The sequence below is a fragment of the Hyphomicrobium sp. D-2 genome (assembly GCF_029872155.1).
Classification (GTDB): domain Bacteria; phylum Pseudomonadota; class Alphaproteobacteria; order Rhizobiales; family Hyphomicrobiaceae; genus Hyphomicrobium_A.
Genome location: NZ_JARXLA010000005.1, coordinates 158,578 through 184,553 on the forward strand (window position 1 = coordinate 158,578; position 25,976 = coordinate 184,553).

Genomic DNA, 25,976 nt, shown 5'->3' on the forward strand with positions numbered 1-25,976 from the left:
GTTAGATCATCACAGCCAAATGGGCCGCTCAGGCCGTTACGCCGAATTGCCGTTCCCACAATGCGACGCTGTAGAGCCTCCAGCGGCTGCGCTTGTCCAGCCGTTGCATGGCTTTCTCAAGCGCGGCTGCTGATGTCATTTCCCGCAGTAACGGTGACGCCATGACAGTCCGGTGCATTTCGTCGGCATGTTTGCTGAGCCAGATATCTTCCGGGGCTTCGAAGCCAAACTTATTTTTGCGCCATACGACGTTTTCGGGAAGTCTCTCGCTCATTGCCTTGCGGAGAATCCATTTGGACCAGCCATCGCGAATTTTATAGCGGTCCGGCAGCGACAGGCTCAGCTCCAGCAGGCGGTAATCCAGAAATGGCAGGCGCGCCTCAACGCTATGGGCCATGGAGTTCTTGTCTTCATAGCGCAGCAGGACGGGCAGATTTGTGGATCTGATTTCCAGCTTCTGCAGCCGGAAACTGTCGAGACAGCTTTTGGAGAATGCGGAGAGCGCATTGGGCATCGGCGCATGCTGGCTGAAGTGCCGGTGGCGGCGCTTGTAGAATGCATAGCGCGCAGGCGCCGCCAGCGCTCCGACGACATATTTCGCCATGTTGAGCGGGTGCATTTTGGCGTTATTGCGCGCTGATGCCCGTAGTGCCGCGATCGTTGCGCCCACGCCATCTCTCCGAAAAGCGGTGGCGATATAGGCCGCGTAATATTTTTCATAGCCGAGCAGTGTTTCGTCGCCGCCCTGACCGTCAAGAAGCACGACGATGCCGTTGTCGCGCGCTGCTTTCATGACGAAGTGCTGCATGGTGAGTGACGGACTGCCGAACGGCTCTTCCTGAGCTTCCACGACGCGGGGCAGTGACGAGACGAAGTCTTCGTAGCTGGGTTGCGCGCGATGCCAGTCGAGATCGCTGGAGCGAACGACCATCTCCGCGAAGTGCTCTTCGTTGTTTGAGGATTGTTCGCTAACCGCGGTGATGGCGCCGAAGCGGCCATCGGCAGCCTGCCGGTAGATACCGGATGCCGTGGCTGCAACCGATGAGGAATCGAGCCCGCCGCTCAGGCAGGTTCCAACCTTGACGTCCGACCTCAGGCGCAACCGCACTGCGTCGTCAAACAGGCTCAGAAACTGCTCGGTGGCATCGGGGATCGACAGCTTGCCGATGTCTTCGCGACGGGTGACTTCATAGTAGCGCTGGATCTTGAAATAGTTCCGGTCGAGATCGAAGGTCGCGTTGTGCCCGGCCGGCAGGCAACGGATGTCCTTGAAGAAGGTCTGGTCGTCAAGATCGCTGAAGCTGGTGACGAGGAACGTCTGCACCACACCCATATTGGCGCCGACGCGATCGCAGAACGGCAGCAATTGGCGAATCTCGGAGCCGAACGCAAAAATTCTGCTGTTCTCGAAATAGTAGAGCGGCTTTACGCCGAACCGGTCACGCGAAAGAAAAAGCTGGTGCCGCTGGCGGTCATAGATGGCAAACGCCCACATGCCGTTGAAGCGGTTCACGCATGCTTCGCCCCAGTGGTCATAGGCGGCCAGGATAACTTCGGAATCGGTGTCGGAACGGAACGTGTATCCCTCGGCGCGCAGTTCATCGCGGATTTCGAGGTAATTGTAGATCTCGCCGTTAAAGGTCAGCACAAGCGCATCGCGCGCGTCGTGCATCGGCTGCGCACCGTGCTCACTCAGATCGAGGATCGAAAGCCGGCGGTGGCCTAGCGCCAATGGACCATCGACGAAATGGCCGCTGCCGTCAGGGCCGCGATGCCGGACGGCATCCGTCATTCGCTCAATGGTCGCGCGTTCAGCCGGGGCGCCATCGGTGCGAACGAAGCCAGCAATCCCACACATGCAAAAACGGCCCCCTGCCGACCTGTTCGTCGCCGCTGCGCGTGGCGGTTATCCGGCGCGCATTTAGATGAAGCTGCCTCGTGTTCGGCAGCCTGTCTGATCAAACGCATAGAATTGCCGCGTAACAGGTGAGCGGTCTTGAAGTCCATCGCGAACTAAACGATGCCAAATTTTGTACCACGTGGTGCGTGATCAGAAGATCGCTAAAAGCGCTACGCGCGGAGCCAAAGCCCGGTTAGCGCTGATAAACCGTCTCGCCAGCCACCACCGTGCGCGTCACGCGGCCCTGCATCTTGCTTTCGTCAAAAGGTGAATTCTTCGAACGAGAACGGAGCTGGTCCTTGTTGAGCACCCATGGCTCATCGGGATCGAAGATGATGAGGTCGGCGATGCTGCCTTTGGCCAGACGCCCCGAGTGCAAGCCAAGCAGCTTGGCAGGATTGATGGTGAGCGCGCGCAGAATGGTCATCAGCGGTAACTCGCCGGAGTGGTGCAGCCGCAGCGCAGCGGGCAGCAGCGTTTCAAGGCCCACCGCACCATCGGTCGCTTCGGCGAACGGGCGGCGCTTGTCGTCGGCGTCCTGCGGGTCGTGGCTCGACACAATGATATCGATATCACCCGATGCCAGGCCCTCAACCATCGCGGCGCGATCAGCATCGGCGCGCAGCGGCGGCCGCATCTTGAAGAAGGTGCGGTAGGGGCCGATGTCGTTCTCGTTCAGTGTCAGATGATTGATGGTAACGCCGCATGTTACGGGCAGGCGTTTCGCCTTGGCAGCGCGAACAACCGCAAGGCTGTCACCGGTCGAAATGGTTGCAGCGTGATAGCGGCCGGATGTCATCTCTACGAGGCGCACGTCGCGTTCGAGGATGATCGTCTCGGAAGCTTTCGGGATGCCGGAAAGACCAAGCCGTGCTGCAACCTCGCCCGAGTTCATCGCGCCGGTGGCCGAGAGATAAGGATCTTCCGTGTGGTGTACGATCAGCGCGCCGAAGTCGCGGCTATAGAGCAGCACGTTGCGCATCACGCGCGTATTGGCGATCGAGCGCTTGCCGTTGGAAAAGGCGATCGCACCGGCCCGTTTCAGTAGACCGATCTCGGTCATCTCTTCGCCGTTGAGGCCCTTGGTCATGGCCGCCATGGTGTGGACGTGCACGATGGCATTGTCGCGCGCGCGCCGCTGGATAAAATCGACCAGCGCAACCTGATCGATCACCGGATTGGTGTCCGGCATCACGACCATGGTGGTGACGCCACCGGCAGCAGCGGCATGGCTGGCGGTTTTCAGTGTTTCGCGATGCTCAAAGCCCGGTTCGCCGGCAAACACCTGCGCGTCGATCAGGCCCGGTGCCAGAACATGCCCCTTGCAGTCTACGACGGTCGCGCCTTCCGGTGCATTGCGGCGCAGGTGAGGGCCCAGATCTTCGATCAGCCCGTTCCGCACGATCAGTCCGCCCGCTTCATCCCGGTCGGTGGCGGGATCGATGATGCGCGCGTTGATGAATGCCGTTGCCGCGTCGGAGTGCGCGCGCTGCGGACGTTTGGAGAGCGGACTTGGTGTTGTGTTCATCGCTTCGTCAGGTTTCGGGCCAGGGCATCGAGTACAGCCATGCGCGCCGCAACGCCCATTTCAACCTGCTCCCGGATCACGCTGGAGGAATGGTCGGCGACTGCGGAGGCGATTTCGACGCCACGATTCATGGGGCCAGGGTGCATGACGATTGCGTCGGGCTTGGCCCGCGCCAGCTTTTCATGGTCGAGGCCAAAGAAGTGGAAGTATTCGCGCACTGACGGCACATACGAGCCTTCCATGCGCTCGCGCTGCAGGCGCAGCATCATCACTACGTCCGCGCCTTCAACGGCCTTCCACATGTCGGTGAAGACTTCCGCGCCCAGCCGTTCCGGCGCAGCGGGCAGCAGCGTGGAGGGTGCCGCCAGACGCACCCGGGCGCCGAGCGTGTTCAGAAGAATGATGTTTGAGCGTGCCACGCGGCTGTGCAGGATGTCGCCGCAGATCGCCACCGTCAGCCCTTCAATGCGGCCTTTGGCACGGCGGATGGTGAGGGCATCAAGCAGCGCCTGCGTCGGATGCTGGTGTGAACCGTCACCCGCGTTGATGACTGAGCAGTCAACCTTCTGAGACAGCAGTTCCACCGCGCCCGCCGCATGATGGCGCACGACGATAAGGTCGGGCCGCATCGCGTTGAGCGTCACAGCGGTATCGATGAGCGTCTCGCCCTTCTGCACCGACGACGTCGCAACGCTCATGTTCATCACGTCGGCACCGAGGCGCTTGCCGGCCATCTCGAACGAGGCCTGCGTGCGGGTCGAGTTCTCGAAGAACAGATTGATCAGGGTGCGCCCGCGCAGCACATCATGCCGTTTGCCCGCCTGACGGTTCTCGTCGGCGAAGCGATCGGCAAGGTCCAGCAGGAAATGGATCTCCTGAGCGCCCAGCCCCTCCACAGTGAGGAGGTGGCGGTGCGGAAAATGGAGCGTCTCGACTTTGGCTACAGCATTGTTCATCAAAGCCGTTTGTATAGGTAGACTCATGGGGCTCGGCAACTGCGCCCAAGCGCCCCGGGCATATGAGCTGGGGAATACGTTAAGGGCGGGTAGCCGCGCCACAGCCAGAAGCGCAATAAACAGCTGAAATGGTCGCACCAACCGACAAATCCGGCGAATTCAACCAGTCGCCCCCGTTCGAGGATGTGAACCTGTTCACGTCCGATGCCGCATTGGCCGAGGCGATTGACCGGGAGGGCGGCGGCTACGCCGCGCGGGCGCTGGGCGCTTTTGGCGTGATCACCGGCAGCGCCGAGGCTCTGGAGCGGGCGCGGCTGGCGAACGAGCATGTGCCGCGTCTGGCCACGCACGATCGCTACGGCAATCGCCGCGACACGGTGACGTTTCACCCCGCCTATCACACGCTGATGCGCACAAGCTGCGCCGAGGGCCTGCATAGCTCAGTCTGGAGCCACCTTGCGGATCGGAACGGCGTGCGGCGCACCGGAGCATATGTCGCCCGCGCGGGTGCCTTCTACATGGCGGCTCAGATGGAAGCCGGACACTGCTGCCCCATAACCATGACCAGCGCCGCTGTACCCGTGCTGTTGCAGCAACCCGAAATCGCTTCCGAGTGGGTGCCGCGCATCCTGCCGTTTGAATACGATCCGAGTTTTGCTCCGCCGGGCGCCAAGACGGCCATCACGCTCGGCATGGGCATGACGGAGCGGCAGGGCGGCACGGACGTGCGGGCCGCGACCACCGTAGCCGAGCCCATCGGCGGCAAAGGCGGCCCGGGACGTGAATATCGGCTCACGGGCCACAAGTGGTTTTTGTCGGCGCCGATGTCGGATGCATTTTTGGTGCTGGCGCAGGCGCAATCACTTGGTGGCAGCAACGGCGGGCTGACCTGCTTTCTGGTGCCGCGCTTTCGGCCCGATGGCTCCGTCAATGCGCTGCACTTCCTGCGCCTGAAGGACAAGCTGGGCAATCGCTCGAACGCATCGTCGGAGGTGGAGTTCCACGGCGCTTATGCGCGCGCGGTGGGTGAGATCGGTCGCGGTGTTGCGACGATCATCGAGATGGTGACGCACACGCGGCTCGATTGCGCGGTGTCATCGGCGGGGCTGATGCGTTCGGCGCTGGCCAACGCTATCCACCACGCCGAACACCGATCCGTTTTTGGGCGAACGCTGGTCGATCAACCGCTGATGCAGCAGGTGCTGGCCGATCTGGCGCTCGATGTGGAAGCGGCGACGGCACTGGCGTTCCGTTTGGCGCGCGCGTTCGATCGCTCGGATGATCCACGTGCTTCGGCATGGCGGCGGCTGATGACGCCGGTCACCAAATATTGGGTGTGCAAGATTGCGCCGTCGATGGCGGCGGAGGCAATGGAATGCCTTGGCGGTAACGGTTATGTCGAGGAAGCACCGCTGGCGCGCCTCTATCGCGAGGTGCCGGTCAATTCCATCTGGGAGGGCTCCGGCAACGTCATGGCGCTGGATGTCGCGCGTGTGTTGCAGCGCGAGCCGATGGCGGTCGAATCGGTGATGGAAGAACTGCTGGCCGGTGCTGGCGACGATCAACACCTGCGCCGGGCCCATGCGCGCATTGAAGGCATGCTGCAGGAACCGAAATTCCTTGATGCGCGCGGCCGCACGCTGGTCGAAAGTTTTGCCGTGTTGGCTGCGGCCACCATTCTGCGCGTCCATGCGCCACCCGCAGTGGCCGATGCCTTCATCGCCACGCGCCTGTTTGGCGATCCGCGACAGACATACGGGCAGGGTCTGGAGCACGCCGACGTGCGCGCCATTATCGCGCGGGCGTCACCCAACGAGAGCTAGGTTCAGGTGAACAGCCAGGATGAAACGCCGGCGCGGCGTGCAAGCTCGCCCATTTCGTTTTCCAGTTCGTCGAATACGACAGGCGTTGCCGCTTCCGGCAACCAGGCGGCACCTTCAATTGCAGCGCGATAGTCCGCAAGAATATCGGTCCACGCCGCATTGTCGAACTGGCGATCGGGAAAGTTGCGCGGCGGCAGACGGCGCAGATTGGTCTGTCCCGCCAGCCACGCATAGGCGGCCTGCCAGACCTCCAGCGGTGCGGCGAGATTGTGCCGGCCTTTGAGCTGCGTGATTGTCAGCATGCCGGCTTCGCGCGGGTGCGGGGCGATTTCCAGCGTCGCGATGTGATCGCCGTGGCGACGGATGGAAAACAGGCGGCAGCGGTCGCTGGCTAGACGATCGGCATACTGATCGGCGCAATTCTGCATCGCGCGCGCCTCGATGAGGATCTCGCCCTGATCGAGCAGCGGCACGAACGTGTAACCACGCACAAGGCCGCCCGACAGCCACGGATCGGATACGGCACCGTCGCTGAGCTGAAGGGTGAGACGAATGCGGCTGAACCAGCTTTTTGCCGCGCAGAGGGCCGTGTCGAAAGCAATCTCAGGGCGCCATGGCACGACGATGAGGCTGTGCGCGCGGGTGTGCGGCGCGCGGGAGTGCCACGCATAGCTGGCCAGCACGCCAAACATCCGCTCCGGGTCGCCGGGTTCGGCGTAGATGCTCTGATCGGCCAGCCACAGCGCAAAATCATCACTGCATGCGCGTGTGCCGAATGTCACCGCCTGCAGCCACATTGCGCTGTGCGCAGGGTCAGCGGGCATCCTGCTGGCGATACGGCGGGTGAATGTTTCGCCATGCGGCAGCGCCCTGATTGGCTGGTCAAAGGCTTCGGGTGGAAGACGGCGCAGCCACAATGGCAGGCCGAGCGTGGCGGCAACCGCTTTCAGCGCTTCGCCCGCCTCAACCTGTGCGATGGCGGTCTTGCGCGTTTCAAGCGGTGTGTGGCGGCTGGCGATCGCATAGGCCGCGCCGGGAAAGACGATGGCGAGATCGGCAAGGCGTGACGATGAACGCATCAAACGGCGCACATCCCGCCGGGCCGGATAGGTAAAGCGGGCAGCGTAATTTGCGTGGTCGTCGGAAAGCGGCGGCAACGGAGCAATGCGGCGCGCATCCGAACGCCGACGGAGAAGTTGTGTTGCCTGCGACATGTACTGACCCACTCAGCTACCGACCCACCTCAACTGGGTAGCGGGCTGGAAGCGTTGCAAGCCATTGCGGCGCGCATGGGACAGAAGCGTGCCCCGGCCCGGCAAGTCGCGGGCCAAAATATGTTGAGAGTTAACGGGGCGCGGGCCGCACGTCTGGGTACGGCGCAGTTCTGACGGGGGCTAACGCGCCCGGACCCGATGCGGCCTAACGGTGCATGAAGCGCATACGGTCCAGCGCACCCTGCAGAATGATGGTGGCGGCCAGTTTGTCGATCACCTGCGCCCGGCGCTTGCGGCTGGCGTCCGCTTCCAGCAGCATGCGCTCGGCCTCTGCGGTTGATAGCCGTTCATCCCACAGCAATATCGGCAGCGGCGTTAGCGCATTGACGTTGCGGGCGAACGCGCGGGTGGCCTGCACGCGTGGGCCTGAGGTGCCGTCGAGATTCGTCGGCAGGCCCAGCACCAATCCGCCGACCTTGTGCAGGGCGATGAGGCGAAGCAGTTCGGCGGCATCTTCCTTGAATTTGGTGCGCCGGATGACTGTCAGCCCCGAGGCGATCGTGTGGGTGATGTCGGATAGGGCGATGCCGAGCGTTTTCGTACCGGCATCGATGCCGATCAGCGGGGCGCGAGCGGGAATGATTGCTGCGAAGGCCTCGATGTCATCGGTGGTGGTGCCGCGATCGGGGTCGCCAGATAAATTTGCCATAAAGGCGCCCTGAGGATTGTTGCGGGTTGGAGCTTCATATACTCCACATCGGGCTTGGTAAACGTATTTACCGCCGGGCATGCGGTAGGGCGGCTTTGTTTAGATTCTAATGCGATCAAAGCAGCTGTTAGGGATCAAAGCCACACAACGAGGGATGGTGTGCAGCAAGATAACGAAGCCGTGAACGCTGGGCCGAGCACCCTGGTAGTCTTTGCCGCGACGACTTTCCTCTCCGCATTTCTGCTGTTTGCCATTCAGCCGGTGTTTGCGAAGATGGTGCTGCCGGTTCTGGGCGGCTCGTCTTCCGTTTGGGCGGTGGCGCTGCTGTTCTTCCAGTCGGCGCTGCTCGCGGGCTATCTTTATGCGCATCTGCTGATCCGCAACGTACCTTCGGCCTCAACCGGCTTTGTGCATCTGGCGGTCGCGCTGCTGGCGCTGCTGGTGCTGCCGATCAGCTTGCCGGAAGGCTGGAACGAGCCGCCGCCCGGAAATCCATATCTCTGGCAACTCGGATTGTTCACTGTTGCAGTGGGCCTGCCGTTTTTTGCCGTGGCGGCGAATGCGCCGTTGCTGCAGGCATGGTTTGCGCGCTCCGGTCATCCGCACGCCACCGATCCCTATTTTCTTTATGGCGCTTCAAATCTCGGCAGTCTCATTGCGCTGCTGGGATATCCGTTTCTGCTTGAGCCGACCTTCGGCCTGACGGCGCTGAGCGAATATTGGACGATCCTTTACGGCGTGCTGATCGTTGCCATTGGCTTGTGTTTTCTGCTGGTGCGCCGCCGGGCCGGCACTCTGGAAGTGAAGCAGCAGACCGCGGCGGAAGATGCAGGGGCTGCGCCGGGCTGGCGCGAGCGGGCAGCATGGTGCGGGCTGGCTATGATTCCGGCCGCGCTGCTGACCGCTTTCACCACCCACATCACCACCGACGTCGCATCCGCGCCGCTGCTATGGGTGCTGCCGCTGGCGCTCTACCTGCTCACGTATGTGATCGCGTTTCAGACGCGCCTGCCGCTGCCAATGTGGCTGCTGCTGCCATTGCAGTTCGGCGTCGTTGTGTTTGCCTTGCTGGAGCTGTCGCAGACCAAGCACGACACATGGACCCTGACCAGCGTGGCGGGGCTGGCCGCGTTTTTCCTTGCCGCGCTGGTGGCGCATCGCACGCTGTTTCTCAACCGTCCGAAAGCGCACTACCTCACCGAGTTTTATCTCTGGATGTCGTTTGGCGGTGTGCTCGGCGGCCTGTTCGCAGCACTGATAGCGCCGCAGCTTTTTTCCGAGGTGGTTGAGTATCCGTTGCTAATTGCGCTTTCGCTGGCGTGCCGTCCGGGCGTTTTCACGACGCGTACCACACTGGTGCGAGAGCTGGTCTGGCTGCTGGGAATCTTCATCGTCGGCGCTGTGATCATCAATCACGTGCCGATCTGGCTCATCATGAACGGATACGAATTTGGTGAGTGGGGCGTGACGCCTGTTGTCGCGCTGGTATTTGCAGCTGCCGCGTTTTTGTTCTGGCGCTATCGGGCACGCCAGCTCGTTGCCGTGCTGCTGCTGTTTACGGTTGTGGCAATTCTGCCGTCGGCGGTGAAACGCGGCAATGCGCAGCGCAGCTATTACGGCGTTTACCGCGTCGCGCAGTCCGAGGATGCCGAGTTCAATGTGTTTACGCATGGAACGACGCTGCATGGCGCGCAGCGCATTCGCGATTTCAAGGGCAACACCGTCGCCGATGTGACGCCTGGCACGTATTATTATCCGGGCAGCCCCATGGCCAAGTCGGTTCAGATTGCCCAGGCCAAGATGGACGAGTTGGGCGAGACTGGCCGCTTCGGCGTGGTTGGCCTCGGCGCCGGTTCACTGGCCTGCTATTCGCGCAAGCATGAGCAGTGGCGCTTCTTCGAAATTGATCCGCTGGTGGTCGATATCGCGTCGAAGTCGGGGCACTTCACGTTTCTTTCGAACTGTCAGCCGCACTTCGACGGCGTGGTGGGCGATGCCCGCCTGACGCTGGAGAAGGAGCCCGACCACAGCTTCGATCTTCTGATCATCGATGCATTCACGTCAGACGCGGTGCCGGTTCACCTGATGACGGCGGAGGCGCTGCAACTCTATGCCCGCAAGCTGACCGACAACGGCGTGGTCGTCCTGCATATCTCCAACCGCTATCTTGATCTGGAAGCGGTGCTGGGGGCCACTTTGCCGCTGGTGCCGGAATTAAAGGGACTGATCGTTTCGGATGACGATGCCGATGGCACCTATGCCCAGAATTCGTCCACGGTTGCCGTTTTTGCCAAAGATACGCTGGCACTTGATCCCTATCGGGCGCTACCCGGGGCGCAGGACTTCCACGAAGGCAACGTTTCGGCCTGGACCGACGATGCATCGGATATCCTGGGGCCGTTTCTGTCGCAGCGGAAACGTTTCTGAGCGCAATCGGGGGCAGGCGTGACGGTTAAGTTGCGCGTCTCCGCGCGCGGGGCTAAGAGTGCGGGCGCTTGCAACCCGAGCGACGTTCAACATACCGGCGAGGAGCCATGCGGGTCGACGAGACGACGGTCCGGCGCATTGCGCGCCTGGCGCGCATCAAGATTTCCAATGAGGATGCCAAATCTCTGGAGGGTGAACTCTCCGGCATCCTGGATTGGGCCGAAGAACTGAATGGGGCTGACACAACCACTGTCGAGCCAATGACGCGCGTTGTGCCCATCGAGCTGAAAAAGCGCGTGGACGAAATCACCGACGGCAACATCGCCGATGACATCGTGAAGAATGCGCCGATGGTCGAAGACCATTATTTCGTGGTGCCCAAGGTGGTGGAGTAGCGATAACCGTGACGGATCTTACCAAGCTCACCATCGCCGAAGCGCGCGACAAGCTGCGCAAAAAAGAAGTGTCGGCAACGGAACTGACGCAGGCGTTCATCGACGCCATTGAAGTCGCGAATCCGCAACTCAATGCGTACGTGCGGACCACGCCCGAACTGGCGCTGAAGCAGGCCGAGGAAAGCGACCGGCGCTTGAAGTCCGGCGATGCGCGCCCGCTTGAGGGGCTGCCGCTCGGCAACAAGGATCTGTTCTGCACCAAGGATGTGGAAACGACCGCCTGCTCGAAAATTCTTGAAGGCTTCACTCCGACATACAGATCGACGGTCGGTTCCAATCTGTGGAACGCGGGCGCCGTGATGCTCGGCAAGCTCAACTGCGATGAGTTCGCGATGGGCTCCTCGAACGAGACCAGCGCTTACGGACCGGTGGTTTCGCCGTGGCGTCGTGCCGGTGCCGATGGCCAGCTCACCTCGGAAAATCTGGTGCCGGGTGGCTCGTCGGGCGGTTCGTCCGCTGCCGTTGCCGCTGATCTTTGCCTTGGTGCAACCGCAACCGATACCGGCGGCTCCATTCGCCAGCCAGCGGCGCTGACCGGCACTGTCGGCATCAAGCCAACCTACGGGCGCTGCTCGCGCTGGGGCATCGTCGCGTTTGCGTCATCGCTGGATCAGGCCGGACCGCTGGCCAAGACGGTGCGCGATGCCGCGATCATGCTGCGCTCAATGGCCAGCCATGACCCGAAGGATTCTACCTCGGTTGAAACGCCGGTGCCCGACTATGAGCTCGCGCTTGCGCAGGGCGTAAAGGGGCTGCGCGTCGGCGTGCCGAAGGAATATCGCGTTGAAGGCATGTCGCCGGATATCGAGCGTCTCTGGCAGGAAGGCATCGAGTGGCTGAAGGCCGCTGGCGCCACCATCCATGAGGTATCGCTGCCGCATACGAAATTTGCACTACCAACCTATTATGTCGTGGCGCCCGCTGAGGCTTCTTCAAACCTCGCCCGTTACGATGGCGTGCGCTATGGCCTGCGTGTCGAGGGCAAAGATCTCATCGACATGTATGAAAACTCGCGCGCTGCCGGCTTCGGCAAGGAAGTGCAGCGGCGTGTGCTAATCGGCACCTATGTGCTGTCGGCCGGTTATTATGACGCCTACTACCTCAAGGCGCAGAAAGTGCGCACGCTGATCAAGCGCGACTTCGACGACGCGTGGCAGTCGGTTGATGTGCTGCTGACCCCGACGACGCCGACGCCGGCCTTCAAGATCGGCGAAAAGCTGGATGATCCGATGGCCATGTATGCGCAGGACATCTTCACCGTTACGGTGAACATGGCTGGCCTGCCTGGCATTTCGGTGCCCGCTGGTATTTCGGTCGATGGTCTGCCGCTCGGCCTGCAGCTCATCGGTAAACCTTTCGATGAAGCGACGCTGTTCCGTGCCGCGCAGGTGATCGAGGATGCTGCAGGGCACTTCAGGGTGCCGCAGCGCTGGTGGGAAACGGCGCGCTAACGGCAAACAGACAACGCGACAGCAGCGGGAGCAGATGACATGGGTGGGCGTCAGCCGCAGGAATGCACGTCGATGGCCGAGGTGCGCGATGAGATCGATCGCCTCGATCGCGAACTCGTGGATCTGATCTCGCAGCGCTTTGGCTTTGTCGATCGCGCCTGGCAGCTGAAGGCCAATCCGGCCGAAGCCTACGTGCCGTGGCGCATTCAGCAGGTCATCGACAAGGTGCGCGCCCACGCCAACGACAAGGGTCTGCCGCCGGAGCTGACCGAAGCGCTGTGGCGGCAGATGATCGGCTGGTTCGTGCAGTATGAGGAAGAGAAGCTGCGCCGGCAGATGGAAGGCAACGGCGGGGGCAGCGCTGACGCCAGCAATCCGTGACTCGGCGCGGGTACGACGCTGGGTTGCCGGATCGCATGGCGCATGCGCCGGCTCTCGGCAGGCACCCACGCCGGTTCTCCGAAGCTTCTCGCCACGCGAGTCCGCAGGAATAGTTTGCTGTTCGGCTTCGGCACGGAATGGTAACAGGGCGCAAGGCGCCCCGGCGCGTGCGCCGGCCATCTACCGGTACCATGTCGGTTGAACGAAGTTTCTCGCAGCTTGAGTCCGCAGGAATAAAAAATGGAAATCGTCGCGTTCGATCCGGTCACCTTGCTCAAGCTGGCGCTGCTGAATCCGGTGGTGATTGTCGTCGCGGTGATGATGGGCCGCCGCTGTGACCAGTGGCAGAAACTGATCCTGGCCGGGTTTGTGGCTGCCATCGCCGGTTTCGCGGTTTATTGGCTGGCAGCAGCGGTGGGCCTGCTGCCCATCCACGCGCTGGGTGGAGAAGCGGCGCTGCTGACGGTGCAATTCGTGGCCGGCCTCGCCTGGGCGGCGCTGGGCTACTGGATCGCCCGGCGCAAAGCCTGAAGGCCTCTGACGGCTCCGTCGTCCGCTATATCCGTGTATCTGCGGGTGTTAACCAGCGCTGATATTTGTCAGCGCGCTTTCTCGCGCGGCGGACGGGGCTGCCCGAAAAGCGCCACGCCACTCCGGCTAGCTTTTGAATGATCTGGCTGCTTCCCGGAAAAGCGGTTCCCACTTTTCCGGAAGCCATTTATGGTGCCGCCTAAAAACGATGCACGGGCGTAACAAAGCTCGGGCAGACGTCGGGGACGAGTGTTCATTCGGGGTATTGCGTCATGATGAACCTGACTGCGGGGCGGCGCCGCTCTGCCGGCTCGCTGCTCATTCAGCGGGCTGTGACCATCATCGGGTCACTGACGCTCGATGGCCAGATCACAATCGAAGGCACCGTCGATGGCGAAGTGCGCTGCCGGGAACTCATCATCATTGAGCGCGGCGATGTAGGCGGCATTGTCGTCGCTGACCGCGTTGTTGTACGCGGGGAATGCTCAGGCACCATCTACACCAACGAACTGGTGCTGTGCGCCGGCTGCCATGTCGAAGGGCACATCTATCACCGCAAGCTGGTGCTTGAGGAAGGGTGCTATTTCGAGGGCAAATCGCGCCGCCATCCCGATCCGTTCTCGCTCGCGCCGGAGCCGCTGGAGATCGTTGAGGATGATCGCGCCTTTCTGACCGGCCCGCAGCCGCTTGCCCTGCGCGACGCGGTGGGATAACGAGGGCGCTGGCAAGGAGTTACCCATGCAGGAATCGGCTACCGCCAGCAATCCAAAGAATTTGATCGAGGGCGCCACGGGCAAGTGGGAGGTCGTTATCGGCCTCGAAGTGCATGCCCAGGTGGCGTCGAAGTCGAAACTGTTCTCCGGTGCAGCCACCGCCTTCGGCGCTGAGCCCAACAGCCATGTGTCGCTGGTGGATGCGGCCATGCCGGGCATGCTGCCGGTGATCAACGCGGAGTGCATCGCACAGGCGGTGCGCACGGGACTTGGTCTCAACGCGAAAATCAATCTGAAGAGCGTTTTCGACCGCAAGAACTATTTCTATCCGGATCTGCCGCAGGGCTATCAGATCAGCCAGTTCAAGCAGCCGATCGTCGGCGAGGGCGAGATCGAGATCGATGCTGACGGCGAGACGCTGACGATCGGCATCGAGCGCCTGCATCTTGAGCAGGACGCCGGCAAGTCCGTGCACGATCAGCATCCGGATTATTCCTACGTCGATCTCAACCGTTCCGGCGTTGCGCTGATGGAGATCGTGTCGAAGCCCGAGATGCGCTCCTCCAGGCAGGCGCAGGCTTACGTCACCAAGCTGCGCACCATTCTGCGTTACCTCGGCACGTCCGATGGCGACATGGAAAAGGGCAACCTGCGCGCGGACGTGAACGTCTCGGTGCGCAAGCCCGGCGATCAGCTCGGCACCCGCTGCGAGATCAAGAACGTCAACTCGATCCGCTTCATCGGTCAAGCGATCGAAACGGAAGCGCGGCGCCAGATCGACATTCTGGAAGCTGGCGGCAAGATCGATCAGGAAACGCGGCTGTTCGATCCCGGCAAGGGTGAGACGCGCTCGATGCGCTCCAAGGAAGAAGCGCACGACTATCGCTACTTCCCCGACCCCGATCTGCTTCCGCTTGAGCTGACGATGGATTTCGTCGGCGAGCTTGAGGCGTCGCTGCCGGAGCTGCCGGACGCAAAGAAGCAGCGCTTCACGCAGGAGTTCGGCCTCAGCGACTACGACGCGACTGTTCTGGTCGCCGAGCGCGCTTCGGCTGACTACTTCGAAGCTGTAGCCTCAGGCCGCGATGGCAAGGTTGCTGCGAACTGGGTCATCAACGAGTTGTTCGGCCGCCTGAACAAGGAAGGCAAGGACATCGCCGACTCGCCGGTTTCCGCTTCCCAGCTCGGCGCGATCGTCGATCTCATTTCGTCCAACACCATCTCGGGTAAGATCGCCAAGGATCTGTTCGAGATCGTGTGGTCGGAGGGTGGTGATCCGGCCGAGATCGTCGAAGCGCGCGGCATGAAGCAGGTGACCGACACCGGCGCGATTGAGAAGGCTGTCGATGAAATCATCGCGGCAAACCCTGACAAGGTGGAGCAAGCCAAGGCCAAGCCGACGATGATCGGCTGGTTTGTCGGCCAAGTGATGAAGGTCTCCGGCGGCAAGGCCAATCCGCAGGCCGTCAACGAGATCCTGAAGCAGAAGCTCGGTATTGAATAAATCTCACCCCTGAAGGGTTGAGGCTGATTAGCGATGGCAAGGCTTATACGCCGATGCCATCGCTTCTTCCTGCTGCATAGAAGGTTTTGTTACGTCTCGCCGCCGTAGCGTTTTGCTAAGCGCGCGCCGCTTGATGGGCATCCGGATCAATCAGATCAGCATCGGTGTGTTCGCGCGTGGCATCCACGTGGGCGAGGCGCCATGCAGCACAGCACCGTAAAGTCCGTCGCATCCGGTTCTTCATCCGGCACACGCTCAGGCGCCGGACAGATCGGCATGGCAGCCGCTGTCTCGATCGGCATCGGCGGCATGGTCGGGGCCGGTATTTTCTCCATCCTCGGTGTAGTTGCGGAAGCCGCTGGCAACGCGATGTGGGCGGCGTTCGCAATCGGCGGCGTTGTGGCGCTGCTCTCCACTTACTCTTATGCCAAGCTGGGCACGCGTTATCCGTCAGCCGGCGGCGCAGTCAGCTTTCTGGTTGTCGGATATGGCGACGGCGTGTTCGTCGGCGGCCTCAACCTGTTCATGTGGGCCGGATACATTATCTCGCTGGCTCTCTATGCGATGGCGTTCGGCAATTACGCCGCCACTTTCATTTCCACAACGCCCGATCCCGTGCTGATCAAAGGCTTGGCCATCGCTTCAGTGCTGCTGGTGACACTGCTGAACGCGTTTGGCGCCAAGGTGATGGGGCGGGGCGAAACCATCATCGTCGGCATCAAGCTGGCGATCCTCATCCTATTCTCTGTCATCGGACTGTATTTCGTGAAGGGAGAGAACCTCTCGCCATCGCAATGGCCGGGTCCGGAGTCGGTGCTGTTCGGCGCCGGGCTGCTGTTCATCGGCTATGAGGGCTTCGGCCTCATCACCAACACGGCAGCCGACATGCGCGATCCCAAGAAGATGCTGCCGCGTGCGCTCTATACCGCTGTGATCCTCGTCATCATTCTGTATCTGGCGGTGTCGCTCACCGTTTCGGGCAATCTCACCAACGCGGAAATCGAGCGCACGCGCGACTACGCGCTGGCTGAAGCGGCAAAGCCGTTTCTGGGTGAAACCGGCTTCCGGCTGATTGCCATCGCGGCGCTGTTGTCGACCGCGTCTGCCATCAACGCGACGCTCTTCGGCTCGGCCAACATCTGCTACATGATCGCGCGCGACGGCGAACTGCCGAAGCGGCTGTCGCAAATCGAATGGCGGCAGGCGACGGGCGGCCTTCTGTTGACGGCGGCGCTGGTGATCGTGGTGATGCTGATGTTCGATCTCGCCGGTATCGCGATGATGGGCAGCGCTGCGTTCCTGCTGCTCTATGCGGCGGTCAATGGCGGCCATCTGCGGATACTGAAACAGACCGGCGCCAATCCCTTCATCGTCTGGCTGGCGATGCTCACCTGTCTGGCGATGTTCTGCATCCTTGCGGTCTACACCTATCAGAAGGAGCCGGCAGCCATCATTGCCCTGGTGGGCATCGGGCTGGCGGCCTTCGCCTTCGAAGCGATCTACCGCCACTTCACCGGTCGCCGCATCAATCTGCCCTGATTGCTTCTTTCGGCCGTGTGGAGACGCGCGCAAAAAATGGTAACCCTCTGTTGGCATGCTGCTCCAGTCACAGGGGGAACTGGGTATGACCAACACGGCGGTGCTTATTCACGGCGCTTTTTGCGGCGGCTGGTGCTTCGCGGACATGATGCCGGTGCTGCAGCAGCGCGGCTGGGAATGCCACGCGCCTGATCTGCCCTATCACGTGCCCGGTCCGGCCCAGCCGGCCGATCCCAGGCTCGCCGAACAGAGCGTCGCCGACTACACCCGCGACATGGCTGCCTTCGTGAAGCAGTTTCCAGAGCCACCGGTGATCTTCGGCCATTCGATGGGTGGGTTGATTGCCCAGAAGCTTGCGGCGCAGGGGCTGGCCAAGGCCATTGTGCTGCTGACGCCCGCAGCGCCCTGGGGCGTGCTGCCATCTACAACGCGGGAGATGGCGCTGGCCAAGGGCCTGATGCAGGCGTCGCCGTTCTGGAACAAGGCGCTCAATCCTTCATTCGAAGTTGCGAAGGGTGACTCGCTGGCCAGCCTGCCGCCCGATGCGCAGCGCCGCGTGTTTGAGATGTTCAGTCCAGAGTCCGGCAAAGCGCTGTTCGAGCTGTTCTTCTGGATGTTCGATGCCGAGCGGGCGACGACGGTGGAAACGCACAAGGTGCAGTGCCCGGTGCTGGTCGTTGCGGGCGCGGACGATCTCGTCATCTCGCCCGAAACATGCCGGGCGGTTTCAGGCCTATATGCCAATTCCACATTCCGCGAGGAGCAGGGCCGGGGGCACTTCCTGGTGATGGAGGATGGCGCTGCTGAGCTGGCAGGCCGTTGTGCCGACTGGATTGATGCCTCGGTCAAGTGACGGCTTCTGTTGAGGCTGTAAGCACTGCGCATCGCGTGCAGGGCAGTCATGCGTGTTCTGCAAGCGGTGCTGCGGCCGCATGAAGCATCGTATTTGATGCAGGTGAGAATCGGCTCTGATTAGCGTCAGCTGAGGCCGCTTCCAGGCTCGCAGACAAGTTCAACCTTGCGACTAAACGTATTGGCTGGCCGGTTTCCGTCGTTTTGCCAACTCGTTCTATCGTATGATGTTTTTCGCCTTTAGAAACATCTGCTCGTTGTTCTGATCCGGCTTGATCTTCACGCCCGGATGCCTACATCACCCCGTGCTGATGACCGCAGGGGGCGAGGCGAACGGCATGATGATCCGCGATACGAGCGCAGGCTACGGCGTGCCGACACGGGTGCTCCATTGGGGCATGGCGGTGGCCATACTTGGAATGTACGTGCTCGGCCTCTGGATGGTCGATCTCAACTATTACAGCCCCTACTACCAGCTCGCGCCCGACATCCACCGCAGCATCGGCATGGTGCTGCTGACGCTGCTGCTCGGGCGCTTCCTGTGGCGCATCGTCAACGACAAGCCCGACGACAGTGAGCTGTCGACGATGGAGCGCACCGCTGCCCGCGTCGTGCACTGGGGCTTTTATCCATTGCTGCTGGCGCTGATGATCAGCGGCTACCTGATGTCGACCGCCGATGGCCGTGCGATCGAGGTGTTCGACTGGTTCAGCGTTCCGGCCATCATTGAGAACAAGGGCATGGAGAAGCCGGCCGGTGCCGCGCACGCGCTGCTGGCGCACCTCACCATCCTGCTTGTTATCGTTCACGCCCTGGCGGCGTTGAAACACCAGTTCTACGACCGCTCCGGCGTTCTCGGCCGCATGTGGTCTGGTTCATCCAGCAATCGCTGACCCCCATTATCCATTCCAATCCTGAGGAGCTTAGTATGAGACTGACGACCGCCACTCTGGCGCTGGTTGCCGCTGTGCTTGCAGCACCGGCCGTGCAGGCCGCCGACTATGTAATCGACACCGCCCGCGCGCACGCCTCCATCAACTTCCGCATCAAGCATCTGGGCTTCAGCTGGCTGACGGGCCGCTTCGACAAGTTTAACGGCACATTCACTTTTGATGAAGCCAAGCCGGAAGCTTCGAGCGTGAAGGTCGAGATCGACCCGAGCAGCATCAACACCAACCACGCCGAGCGTGACAATCATCTGCGCGGCAAGGATTTCCTTGATACCTCTGCATTCCCGAAAGCCTCGTTCGAGAGCACCTCGGTGAAACTGGATGGCGACAAGGCGAAGATTACCGGCAACCTGACCTTGCATGGTGTTACCAAGGAAGTAACGATTGACGCCACGCGTATCGCCGGCGGACCCGATCCGTGGGGCAATCACCGCGAAGGCTTCACCGGCACCACCAACCTGCGTCTGAAGGATTTCGGCATCAACTTCGATCTTGGCCCGGCATCTGAAGTTGTCGAGCTGGCGCTTGAGGTCGAAGGTGTCCGCCAATAGGACACAACGGGCATTGATGTCATAGGTCGTTAACTGCGCTTGCATTCATTGATGCAAATGCGGGCATCAACTGCCCAACGAACAAACGGATGGTAACCGCCCTCTGTCAGCGTGCACCTCCGAACGCGTGATGTCTGACCCGCTTCCCTTTGGGGAGGCCGGGACAGGCGTTGTCGCGCGGAGGTGTACTGCTGTGGGAGGGTACGTTGGTAAGCGCGCCGACGTCCAAATCAGACGGGTGGGGGGACGGTGTTGGCATAGCCAACGGCGTCAACGGTAGCTCGCGCCGTCTGACACAGAGTTTGCTTGAGCAGGACGTTCGCAGCGAGAAGGCGATCGCCTGTGCGCAAGGTGGCCTGGCCATCTTTATCCTTCTGCTGAATACATTCGGTTTGCGTAACGGTCTGCCCGATCTCAACGGCTGGCTTGCGCTGGCGTTGGGCGCACTGGTCGCGACATCTGCGGCGCGCTGGTATTTGGTTCGCGCCGGACGCCTGCCCGAGCGCCGTCTCGATATTCTGACGATGCTCGACGTCATTATCGTGCTGGCGGCGATCTGGAGCTATCAGTTCGTATTTGATCATCCGGCCAGTGGGATCTTGAAGGCGCCGACCTTCGTCATGCTGCTGGTTCTCATCGGCGTGCGCGCGCTGCGGTTCCATCCGCGCCCGATTGCCGTTGCCGGCGCATCTGCAGTCGTTGGCTGGAGCGCGCTGGTGCTTGGCGTGGTGATGGCCGACGGGTTGCCGTCCGTCACCGGCGATTACCGCTATCATCTGACCTCGTTTGAAGTGCTTCCAGCGGCGGAGGTTGAGCGCATTGTTGCCTTGGCCGCGCTGACGTTTGTGCTGGCGCTTGGTGCCTGTGCAGCGCGCGGATTGCTGGGCCGTTCTGCGCATATGACCGACTATGGCGAAGCGCTGGATTCGGCGCGTCACCACCTGCGCGAATCCGTGCAGGCCCGCGAGGAAGCTGAGGCAGCGTTCGACGCGTTGGCGACGCGGGATGTCGAGATCAGCGAACAGAACCGGATGTTCACGACGGCCTTGGATAACATGTCCCAGGGCCTTTGCATGTTTGACAGTGAGCAGAAGCTGCTCGTCTGCAATCATCGGTATCTTGAGATTTACGACCTGCCGAAACGGCTGGCGCGGCGCGGCACCAGTTTCCGCGATATCATTGAAAGCCGCATAAAAGCCGGCAATTTCCCGGGCGGGAATGCTGACACGTATCTCGTCGAGCGGCTCGCTTCAGTGCGCGAACCGGTGCGTAACACGCAGCTGCATGAGTTGCAGGATGGGCGGATCATAGCCATCACGCACCAGCCCATGGAAGGCGGCGGCTGGCTTGCAACGCACGATGACGTTACGCAGCTGCGGCGCATCGAGGCCAAGCTTTCCTATATGGCACGTCACGATGCGCTGACGGATCTTCCCAACCGCACACAACTCAAGGAACGGCTGGAGCAGCTTCTGCCCGTTTCCGACGGACGCAATCTGGTCGTGGCTGTCGTTGAAGTCGACCGCTTCAAGGAGATCAACGAAACGCTAGGTCCATCGGTTGGCGATGTGCTGTTGCAGGGCGTGGCCCAGCGACTGCTCCGCCGTATGGAAGCGGCGGAAATCGTGGCCCGCATCGGTGCGGACGAGTTCGTTATCCTGCAGTGTGTCGACGACGCCAATGAAGTCGATAATATCGCTACGCAGGCGCAGTCCGTGCTCGGCACTTCGTTCGACATCGAAGGACATTCTCTGACGATCACGGTAAGCGCAGGCGTTGCGGTTGCGCCGGCCGATGGCGAAACCGCTGATGATGTGTTGAAGCGCGCTGAACTCGCGCTGGGCCGTGCCAAGGAAGATGGGCTCGGCAATATCCGCTTCTTCGAACATGAGCTGGATGGGCGCATGCGCGCGCGCCATAAGCTTGAGCAGGATATGCGCATTGCTCTGCGTGAAGGGCAGTTCGAACTCTATTATCAGCCGCAGATAAATCTGGCCGATGGCAACATCGCGGGCTTTGAAGCCTTGCTGCGCTGGCAGCACCCAGAGCGCGGCTTCATTTCGCCATCGGAGTTTATCGCCGTGGCCGAAGATTGCGGTCTGATTGTACAACTGGGCGACTGGGCGTTGCGGCGGGCGTGTGAAGAAGCCGCAAGCTGGGCACAGCCCAAACGCGTTGCAGTGAACCTGTCCGTAGCTCAGTTCCGATCAGGCTGCGTGCGTCAGTCGGTAATATCCGCGCTCGGTTCATCCGGGCTGCCGCCGAACCGGCTGGAGCTGGAAATCACTGAATCGGTGTTGATGCAGGAGGGAACCGAAGTTCCCGCCGTGCTCGGCAAGCTTCAGGACATCGGCATCGACATTGCGCTGGATGATTTTGGCACCGGTTATTCGTCGCTCAGCTATTTGACACGGATGCGCTTCGACAAAATCAAGATCGACAAGCACTTCATAAGCGGTGCCGGACAGGAGCTTGATAGCGCGCTGGCCATTCTGCGATCGGTTGTGGCGCTATCTCAGAGCTTGCACATCAAGACTGTTGTTGAAGGTGTGGAGACGGCCGAGCAGCTTGCAATGGTGAAGAGCGAAGGCTGCACAGAGGCACAGGGCTTCTATGTCGGGCGCCCCATGCCGGCGCAGCAGGTTGCGGCGTTGCTGTCGCGGGAAACATCTGGCCGCAAAATGGTATCGTGAGATACATGCGGGGCTGAAAGCTGAGGCCTGTTTAGGCCCTCAGATTCAGTCGGACGTCTGGTTGTCTGGGCTATTGTTCCAGCGACGCCGGTGGCCAGGGCCAAGCTTCTTCGTAGCCGCCCTCAGGCTCAAGGAAGAAAAAATCAATGCCGATGGGCAGCACTTCAGGATCACCGACAGGGCGCACCGTCTGCTGCTCGCTGTAATCTGATGGTGGCGATCGATATAGCGTTTCGCCATGGGAGCTGGCGGCCAGAAGCGGGACAAAGACAAGCGCCAATACGCCGACGCGAGACATGGATCATCTCCAGAATGGACGAGATGCATAGTGCATGTCCGCGCTTAAGGAAGGCTCGGCGCTATGTGTTCGAGTTGAAGCAAATAGCGAACAGTGCCGTTCCGCTGAATCGCGAAGCGCTTTACTATCGGCCATGGAATGCGAAGCATGGCCACGTCAGGCCGTGGCGAATAAATGATCGATGAGGAGACCATGGCGGAAACGGCGCAACGGGGCACGAGTGTGCCGGACGAAGAAGCCCTGGTGATTTTTCAGAACCAGTGGGACGTTTATCGCAAGTTCCTGCAGCACGATTATCTGTCCAACGGTGTTGCATGCAGCGTGTTGCAGCGCTTCCTTACCAAGGACATAGCGCGTCCGTTTCATTTCATAGATCTTGCATGCGGCGATGCCAGCGGCATTGCTAAAGTGCTGCGTGATGCGCCGGTTGAAAGCTATCTCGGCGTTGATCTGTCTGCGCCTGCGCTTGCTTTGGCAGCTGACAATCTGGCCGCAGTCAATGCGCCGGTCACGCTGACAGAGGCGGACTTTTCAACTGTGCTGCAGGGGCTGGAGCAGCCGGCCGACATCGTCTGGATCAGTCTGTCGCTGCACCATCTGGAAACGGACGGAAAGCTTGAGTTCATGCGCGGCGTAAAACGCGCGCTGGCTCCGCAGGGTGCGTTCCTGGCCTACGAGCCGACCTGCCGCGATGGCGAAACGCGGCCGGCATACCTTGAGCGCTTCGATGAGATCTGCCGGCGGGAATGGACTGCGCTCACCGCGCATGAATACGCCGAGGCGATACATCATGTGCGAACCTGCGATCTGCAGGAGACAGCCACACAATGGTTGGAGCTAGGGCGGGAAGCGGGTTTTGCTTCGGCTGCGGAGCTTTATCGCTCGCCTGACGATCTGTTCCGCTTGTTCCTCTATCGGCACTAGGCTGCCGATCTGAATTGCGGGCGACATGCGCAACAAAGACGCCTGCACAACAAAAAAGGGACGCTGAAAGCGTCCCTTTTGAAATCCGTCATTGCTGATAAGTCGGTTTTCCGACCGATCAGGCCTGGGCGGAAGCCGCCGCGGCACCGCGACGCAGGCCGGCCAGCTTCTTCAGGCGCGTGCGGCCACCGGCAGTGTTGCCCTGGGTCCGCGTGATCGTGGCGCGCGGAATAGCCCGGCGTGCCTTTTTCTTGCGGGTTTCAACGTTGCGGAGGCTGCGTTTGCTGCTGCTGCTCATGGCGTTCACCGAATTGGGGCGCGCGCGCCCTTCACAGAATTGGATTAACGCTCTCGGAGCCGGTACGGCCATTCAAGCGTGAAGGGCGCTTCCTAGGTCATCTTTCGCCCTGACGCAAGGGCTGCCGCCGAATTGGGCGACATAAAACTGCAACATGAGTCCCTTAGCCGGACGCCAACGCCCCCCCGCATTCCAGCCCATGGCTTTGGGCGCGGCGGGGCCAATGGGATCAGCCTGCGGGCTTTGATTAACGGCGAGGATCGAACAGCATGGCTGTGGGTGAGGATGCCGTCGCGCGCGGTGACAATGGACTGCGGCGTGGACGCAACCAGCGGCTGCGGCAGGCGGTGCATCGCCACCGCGCTGTAACGCGGCAGGGCCTTCAGGAACGTCTCTTCACGCTGGCGTTCAGCGGTCTCGTCTACCCCCAGATCTGGGAAGATCCGATTGTCGATCTCGAAGCGCTCAATCTGCGCGAGGACGAGCATCTGGTCGCGATTGCTTCGGGCGGATGCAACGTATTCAGCTATCTGGCCACCGTACCGGTGCTGGTAACGGCGATCGATCTCAATCCGGCGCATGTTGCCCTCAACCGGCTGAAGCTCGCCGCGTTGCGCTATCTGCCGGACTATGACGCTTTCCGCAGCTTCTTCGTTGATGCCGATAGCAAAGACAACGTCGAGGCATACTTCGACTATCTGCGCGACCACCTTGATCCGCAGACGCGGAAATATTGGGAATCGCGCGATCGGCTGGGGCGTCAGCGCATCGGCTATTTCGCCACCAACTTTTACCGGCACGGCCTGCTGGGTAACTTCATCGCGGCCGGGCACAAGCTCGCGCGACTGCACGGCAAAGATCCGCGCCGGGTACTGGAAGCCAAATCGATGGCGGAGCAACGCACGTTGTTCGACAGCGAATTGGCGCCGCTGTTCGAGAAGCGCCATATCCGCTGGCTGCTGAACAAGCCATCGGCGCTGTTCGGGCTGGGCATTCCACCGTCGCAGTTCGATGCGCTGAAGGGCGGCGCCGACAGCATGGCGGATGTGTTGCGCGCACGGCTGGAGCGCTTGGCGTGCGGCTTCGACCTGAAGGAAAACTACTTTGCATGGCAGGCCTTCGGCCGCCGCTATTCGACGGCTACCGATGCACCGTTGCCGCCCTATCTGCATCGGCAGGGCTTTGAAAAGCTGCGCCGCCGCGCATCGGATCTCAACGTCGTGCATGCCTCGTTCACCGAGCATCTGGCGGCGTCTCCTGCCGCTTCATGCGATGCTTATGTGCTGCTCGATGCGCAGGACTGGATGACGGACGAGCAACTCGGCGCGCTGTGGAGTGAGATCGTGCGCACCGGACGCCCGGGCGCCCGTGTGATCTTCCGCACCGCTGGCGAAGAAACCATCCTGCCGGGCCGCGTGCCCGACGCAATTCTTTCGCGCTTCAGCTACGACCGCGATTATGGCCGTACACTGACGGAAAAGGATCGCTCGTCGATCTACGGCGGCTTCCACCTTTATACGCTCAACGCCTGAGGAGCAGCGCGTGGCTCAGCCGGCTTCGGGATCATCCGCCAGTGCGCACATGGATGCCATCTACCGGCGCCAGCGCTACATCTACGATGCGACGCGCAAATATTATCTGCTGGGGCGCGATCGCCTGATCGGCGAATTGCGCCCGCCAGCCGATGGCGCAGTGCTGGAAGTGGCGTGCGGTACCGGCCGCAATCTCATCGCGGCAGCCCGCGCCTATCCCGACGCGCGGTTCTATGGCTTCGACATTTCCGCGGCGATGCTGGAGACGGCGCAAGCTTCCATCAACGGCGCTGGGCTCGATGGCCGCATCCAGATTGCGCACGGGGATGCAACCAGCTTTTCCGCCGTTGAACTGTTCGGCGTCGAGGCGTTCGATCGCATCTTCATTTCGTATGCGGTGTCGATGATTCCGCCGTGGCGTGAAGCGTTGCAGCAGGCATTGCATGCGCTGGCGCCGGGCGGCCAGTTATTGCTGGTGGATTTTGGCGATCAGGCTGGGTTGCCGGGCTGGTTCAAGCGCGGTTTGCGGCGTTGGCTGGCACACTTTTCAGTTACGCCGCGCGATGCGCTGGCCGATGAGCTCGCCCGCATCGCCGCTAAGTCGGGATTCAGCGTGCAGTGTAACCAGCTCTATCGCGGCTATGCGGTTTACGCCGTCATCAGCAAAGATCCGGCTTAAGCCGCAGCACACCGACAACATGCGTCATCCGTTGCGCCGTTGCAGTTGAAGCTGTGCTGGGCAGATGC

At 61.4% G+C, this 25,976-nt stretch carries 23 protein-coding genes; 16 read left to right on the plus strand and 7 right to left on the minus strand.

Features of this window, described 5'->3' with window-relative positions:
- Nucleotides 1-28 precede the first annotated feature (28 nt).
- The 3 genes from asnB to QEZ49_RS10830 all read right to left on the minus strand — a co-directional run bounded on the left by asnB (nucleotide 29) and on the right by QEZ49_RS10830 (nucleotide 4,384).
- Nucleotides 29-1,858, minus strand: a complete 1,830-nt coding sequence (gene asnB / locus QEZ49_RS10820) for an asparagine synthase (glutamine-hydrolyzing) (protein WP_280386788.1) — start codon at nucleotides 1,856-1,858, stop codon at nucleotides 29-31.
- Nucleotides 1,859-2,093: 235 nt separating this feature from the next.
- The gene (locus QEZ49_RS10825; protein WP_280386791.1) at nucleotides 2,094-3,428 is read right to left on the minus strand and encodes a dihydroorotase; all 1,335 of its coding nucleotides are present in this window, start codon (nucleotides 3,426-3,428) and stop codon (nucleotides 2,094-2,096) included.
- Nucleotides 3,425-4,384, minus strand: a complete 960-nt coding sequence (locus tag QEZ49_RS10830; protein ID WP_280386793.1) for an aspartate carbamoyltransferase catalytic subunit — start codon at nucleotides 4,382-4,384, stop codon at nucleotides 3,425-3,427. The genes QEZ49_RS10825 and QEZ49_RS10830 overlap by 4 nt, the downstream gene beginning before the upstream one ends.
- A gap of 128 nt (nucleotides 4,385-4,512) precedes the next feature.
- Here QEZ49_RS10830 and QEZ49_RS10835 point away from each other — a divergent pair, with 128 nt between their 5' ends.
- A complete protein-coding gene (locus QEZ49_RS10835) occupies nucleotides 4,513-6,207 on the plus strand; it encodes an isovaleryl-CoA dehydrogenase (protein WP_280386794.1) in 1,695 nt (564 codons plus the stop codon).
- A 2-nt stretch (nucleotides 6,208-6,209) separates the two neighbouring features.
- On the opposite strand, the gene QEZ49_RS10840 is transcribed toward QEZ49_RS10835, so the two are convergent.
- Nucleotides 6,210-7,421 (minus strand): hypothetical protein, encoded by a 1,212-nt coding sequence (locus tag QEZ49_RS10840; protein ID WP_280386796.1) that lies wholly within the window; start codon nucleotides 7,419-7,421, stop codon nucleotides 6,210-6,212.
- A 205-nt stretch (nucleotides 7,422-7,626) separates the two neighbouring features.
- A complete protein-coding gene (ruvX, locus tag QEZ49_RS10845) occupies nucleotides 7,627-8,130 on the minus strand; it encodes a Holliday junction resolvase RuvX (RefSeq protein ID WP_280386798.1) in 504 nt (167 codons plus the stop codon).
- A 159-nt stretch (nucleotides 8,131-8,289) separates the two neighbouring features.
- Between ruvX and QEZ49_RS10850 the strand changes: the two genes are divergently transcribed.
- The 12 genes from QEZ49_RS10850 to QEZ49_RS10905 all read left to right on the plus strand — a co-directional run bounded on the left by QEZ49_RS10850 (nucleotide 8,290) and on the right by QEZ49_RS10905 (nucleotide 22,177).
- Nucleotides 8,290-10,557, plus strand: coding sequence for a fused MFS/spermidine synthase (locus QEZ49_RS10850; protein WP_280386800.1), 2,268 nt, complete (start codon nucleotides 8,290-8,292; stop codon nucleotides 10,555-10,557).
- Nucleotides 10,558-10,664: 107 nt separating this feature from the next.
- On the plus strand, nucleotides 10,665-10,952 hold the full coding sequence (gatC, locus tag QEZ49_RS10855; protein ID WP_280386802.1) for an Asp-tRNA(Asn)/Glu-tRNA(Gln) amidotransferase subunit GatC: 288 nt from the start codon (nucleotides 10,665-10,667) through the stop codon (nucleotides 10,950-10,952).
- Nucleotides 10,953-10,960: 8 nt separating this feature from the next.
- Nucleotides 10,961-12,463, plus strand: a complete 1,503-nt coding sequence (gene gatA / locus QEZ49_RS10860) for an Asp-tRNA(Asn)/Glu-tRNA(Gln) amidotransferase subunit GatA (RefSeq protein ID WP_280386804.1) — start codon at nucleotides 10,961-10,963, stop codon at nucleotides 12,461-12,463.
- Between the two features lie 39 nt (nucleotides 12,464-12,502).
- Entirely contained in the window at nucleotides 12,503-12,844 is a 342-nt protein-coding gene (locus QEZ49_RS10865; protein ID WP_280386807.1) for a chorismate mutase, read from the plus strand.
- 240 nt (nucleotides 12,845-13,084) lie between these two features.
- Nucleotides 13,085-13,375: a hypothetical protein gene (locus QEZ49_RS10870; protein WP_068461730.1), complete on the plus strand. Its 291-nt coding sequence runs from the start codon at nucleotides 13,085-13,087 to the stop codon at nucleotides 13,373-13,375.
- 272 nt (nucleotides 13,376-13,647) lie between these two features.
- The gene (locus QEZ49_RS10875) at nucleotides 13,648-14,088 is read left to right on the plus strand and encodes a polymer-forming cytoskeletal protein (protein ID WP_280386809.1); all 441 of its coding nucleotides are present in this window, start codon (nucleotides 13,648-13,650) and stop codon (nucleotides 14,086-14,088) included.
- Nucleotides 14,089-14,113: 25 nt separating this feature from the next.
- Nucleotides 14,114-15,592 carry an Asp-tRNA(Asn)/Glu-tRNA(Gln) amidotransferase subunit GatB gene (gatB, locus tag QEZ49_RS10880; RefSeq protein ID WP_280386811.1) on the plus strand — a complete coding sequence of 493 codons (1,479 nt, stop codon included), beginning with the start codon at nucleotides 14,114-14,116 and terminating at the stop codon, nucleotides 15,590-15,592.
- A 201-nt stretch (nucleotides 15,593-15,793) separates the two neighbouring features.
- Nucleotides 15,794-17,131, plus strand: a complete 1,338-nt coding sequence (locus QEZ49_RS10885) for an APC family permease (protein ID WP_280386813.1) — start codon at nucleotides 15,794-15,796, stop codon at nucleotides 17,129-17,131.
- Between the two features lie 85 nt (nucleotides 17,132-17,216).
- The gene (locus tag QEZ49_RS10890) at nucleotides 17,217-17,984 is read left to right on the plus strand and encodes an alpha/beta hydrolase (protein WP_280386814.1); all 768 of its coding nucleotides are present in this window, start codon (nucleotides 17,217-17,219) and stop codon (nucleotides 17,982-17,984) included.
- A gap of 310 nt (nucleotides 17,985-18,294) precedes the next feature.
- Nucleotides 18,295-18,876 carry a cytochrome b gene (locus QEZ49_RS10895; RefSeq protein ID WP_280387290.1) on the plus strand — a complete coding sequence of 194 codons (582 nt, stop codon included), beginning with the start codon at nucleotides 18,295-18,297 and terminating at the stop codon, nucleotides 18,874-18,876.
- Nucleotides 18,877-18,911: 35 nt separating this feature from the next.
- Entirely contained in the window at nucleotides 18,912-19,484 is a 573-nt protein-coding gene (locus QEZ49_RS10900) for a YceI family protein (RefSeq protein ID WP_280386815.1), read from the plus strand.
- Between the two features lie 170 nt (nucleotides 19,485-19,654).
- A complete protein-coding gene (locus QEZ49_RS10905) occupies nucleotides 19,655-22,177 on the plus strand; it encodes an EAL domain-containing protein (protein ID WP_280386818.1) in 2,523 nt (840 codons plus the stop codon).
- A gap of 70 nt (nucleotides 22,178-22,247) precedes the next feature.
- On the opposite strand, the gene QEZ49_RS10910 is transcribed toward QEZ49_RS10905, so the two are convergent.
- A complete protein-coding gene (locus QEZ49_RS10910; protein ID WP_280386820.1) occupies nucleotides 22,248-22,475 on the minus strand; it encodes a hypothetical protein in 228 nt (75 codons plus the stop codon).
- A 174-nt stretch (nucleotides 22,476-22,649) separates the two neighbouring features.
- On the opposite strand from QEZ49_RS10910, the gene QEZ49_RS10915 reads away from it, so the two are divergent.
- Nucleotides 22,650-23,399 carry a class I SAM-dependent methyltransferase gene (locus tag QEZ49_RS10915; RefSeq protein ID WP_280386822.1) on the plus strand — a complete coding sequence of 250 codons (750 nt, stop codon included), beginning with the start codon at nucleotides 22,650-22,652 and terminating at the stop codon, nucleotides 23,397-23,399.
- Nucleotides 23,400-23,517: 118 nt separating this feature from the next.
- On the opposite strand, the gene QEZ49_RS10920 is transcribed toward QEZ49_RS10915, so the two are convergent.
- Nucleotides 23,518-23,697, minus strand: coding sequence for a hypothetical protein (locus tag QEZ49_RS10920; RefSeq protein WP_068461717.1), 180 nt, complete (start codon nucleotides 23,695-23,697; stop codon nucleotides 23,518-23,520).
- A 269-nt stretch (nucleotides 23,698-23,966) separates the two neighbouring features.
- On the opposite strand from QEZ49_RS10920, the gene QEZ49_RS10925 reads away from it, so the two are divergent.
- Complete coding sequence (locus QEZ49_RS10925; protein ID WP_280386824.1) at nucleotides 23,967-25,229, plus strand: DUF3419 family protein; 1,263 nt, start codon at nucleotides 23,967-23,969, stop codon at nucleotides 25,227-25,229.
- Between the two features lie 10 nt (nucleotides 25,230-25,239).
- Nucleotides 25,240-25,908: a class I SAM-dependent methyltransferase gene (locus tag QEZ49_RS10930; protein ID WP_348534811.1), complete on the plus strand. Its 669-nt coding sequence runs from the start codon at nucleotides 25,240-25,242 to the stop codon at nucleotides 25,906-25,908.
- Nucleotides 25,909-25,976: the final 68 nt, after the last annotated feature.

Coding starts and splice junctions, on each gene's coding strand:
- asnB (WP_280386788.1), bottom strand. CDS start 1,858: ATGTGTGGGATTGCTGGCTTCGTTCGCACCGATGGCGCCCCGGCTGAA.
- QEZ49_RS10825 (WP_280386791.1), bottom strand. CDS start 3,428: ATGAACACAACACCAAGTCCGCTCTCCAAACGTCCGCAGCGCGCGCAC.
- QEZ49_RS10830 (WP_280386793.1), bottom strand. CDS start 4,384: ATGAACAATGCTGTAGCCAAAGTCGAGACGCTCCATTTTCCGCACCGC.
- QEZ49_RS10835 (WP_280386794.1), top strand. CDS start 4,513: ATGGTCGCACCAACCGACAAATCCGGCGAATTCAACCAGTCGCCCCCG.
- QEZ49_RS10840 (WP_280386796.1), bottom strand. CDS start 7,421: ATGTCGCAGGCAACACAACTTCTCCGTCGGCGTTCGGATGCGCGCCGC.
- ruvX (WP_280386798.1), bottom strand. CDS start 8,130: ATGGCAAATTTATCTGGCGACCCCGATCGCGGCACCACCACCGATGAC.
- gatC (WP_280386802.1), top strand. CDS start 10,665: ATGCGGGTCGACGAGACGACGGTCCGGCGCATTGCGCGCCTGGCGCGC.
- QEZ49_RS10865 (WP_280386807.1), top strand. CDS start 12,503: ATGGGTGGGCGTCAGCCGCAGGAATGCACGTCGATGGCCGAGGTGCGC.
- QEZ49_RS10870 (WP_068461730.1), top strand. CDS start 13,085: ATGGAAATCGTCGCGTTCGATCCGGTCACCTTGCTCAAGCTGGCGCTG.
- QEZ49_RS10875 (WP_280386809.1), top strand. CDS start 13,648: ATGATGAACCTGACTGCGGGGCGGCGCCGCTCTGCCGGCTCGCTGCTC.
- gatB (WP_280386811.1), top strand. CDS start 14,114: ATGCAGGAATCGGCTACCGCCAGCAATCCAAAGAATTTGATCGAGGGC.
- QEZ49_RS10885 (WP_280386813.1), top strand. CDS start 15,794: ATGCAGCACAGCACCGTAAAGTCCGTCGCATCCGGTTCTTCATCCGGC.
- QEZ49_RS10890 (WP_280386814.1), top strand. CDS start 17,217: ATGACCAACACGGCGGTGCTTATTCACGGCGCTTTTTGCGGCGGCTGG.
- QEZ49_RS10895 (WP_280387290.1), top strand. CDS start 18,295: ATGACCGCAGGGGGCGAGGCGAACGGCATGATGATCCGCGATACGAGC.
- QEZ49_RS10900 (WP_280386815.1), top strand. CDS start 18,912: ATGAGACTGACGACCGCCACTCTGGCGCTGGTTGCCGCTGTGCTTGCA.
- QEZ49_RS10910 (WP_280386820.1), bottom strand. CDS start 22,475: ATGTCTCGCGTCGGCGTATTGGCGCTTGTCTTTGTCCCGCTTCTGGCC.
- QEZ49_RS10915 (WP_280386822.1), top strand. CDS start 22,650: ATGATCGATGAGGAGACCATGGCGGAAACGGCGCAACGGGGCACGAGT.
- QEZ49_RS10920 (WP_068461717.1), bottom strand. CDS start 23,697: ATGAGCAGCAGCAGCAAACGCAGCCTCCGCAACGTTGAAACCCGCAAG.
- QEZ49_RS10925 (WP_280386824.1), top strand. CDS start 23,967: ATGGCTGTGGGTGAGGATGCCGTCGCGCGCGGTGACAATGGACTGCGG.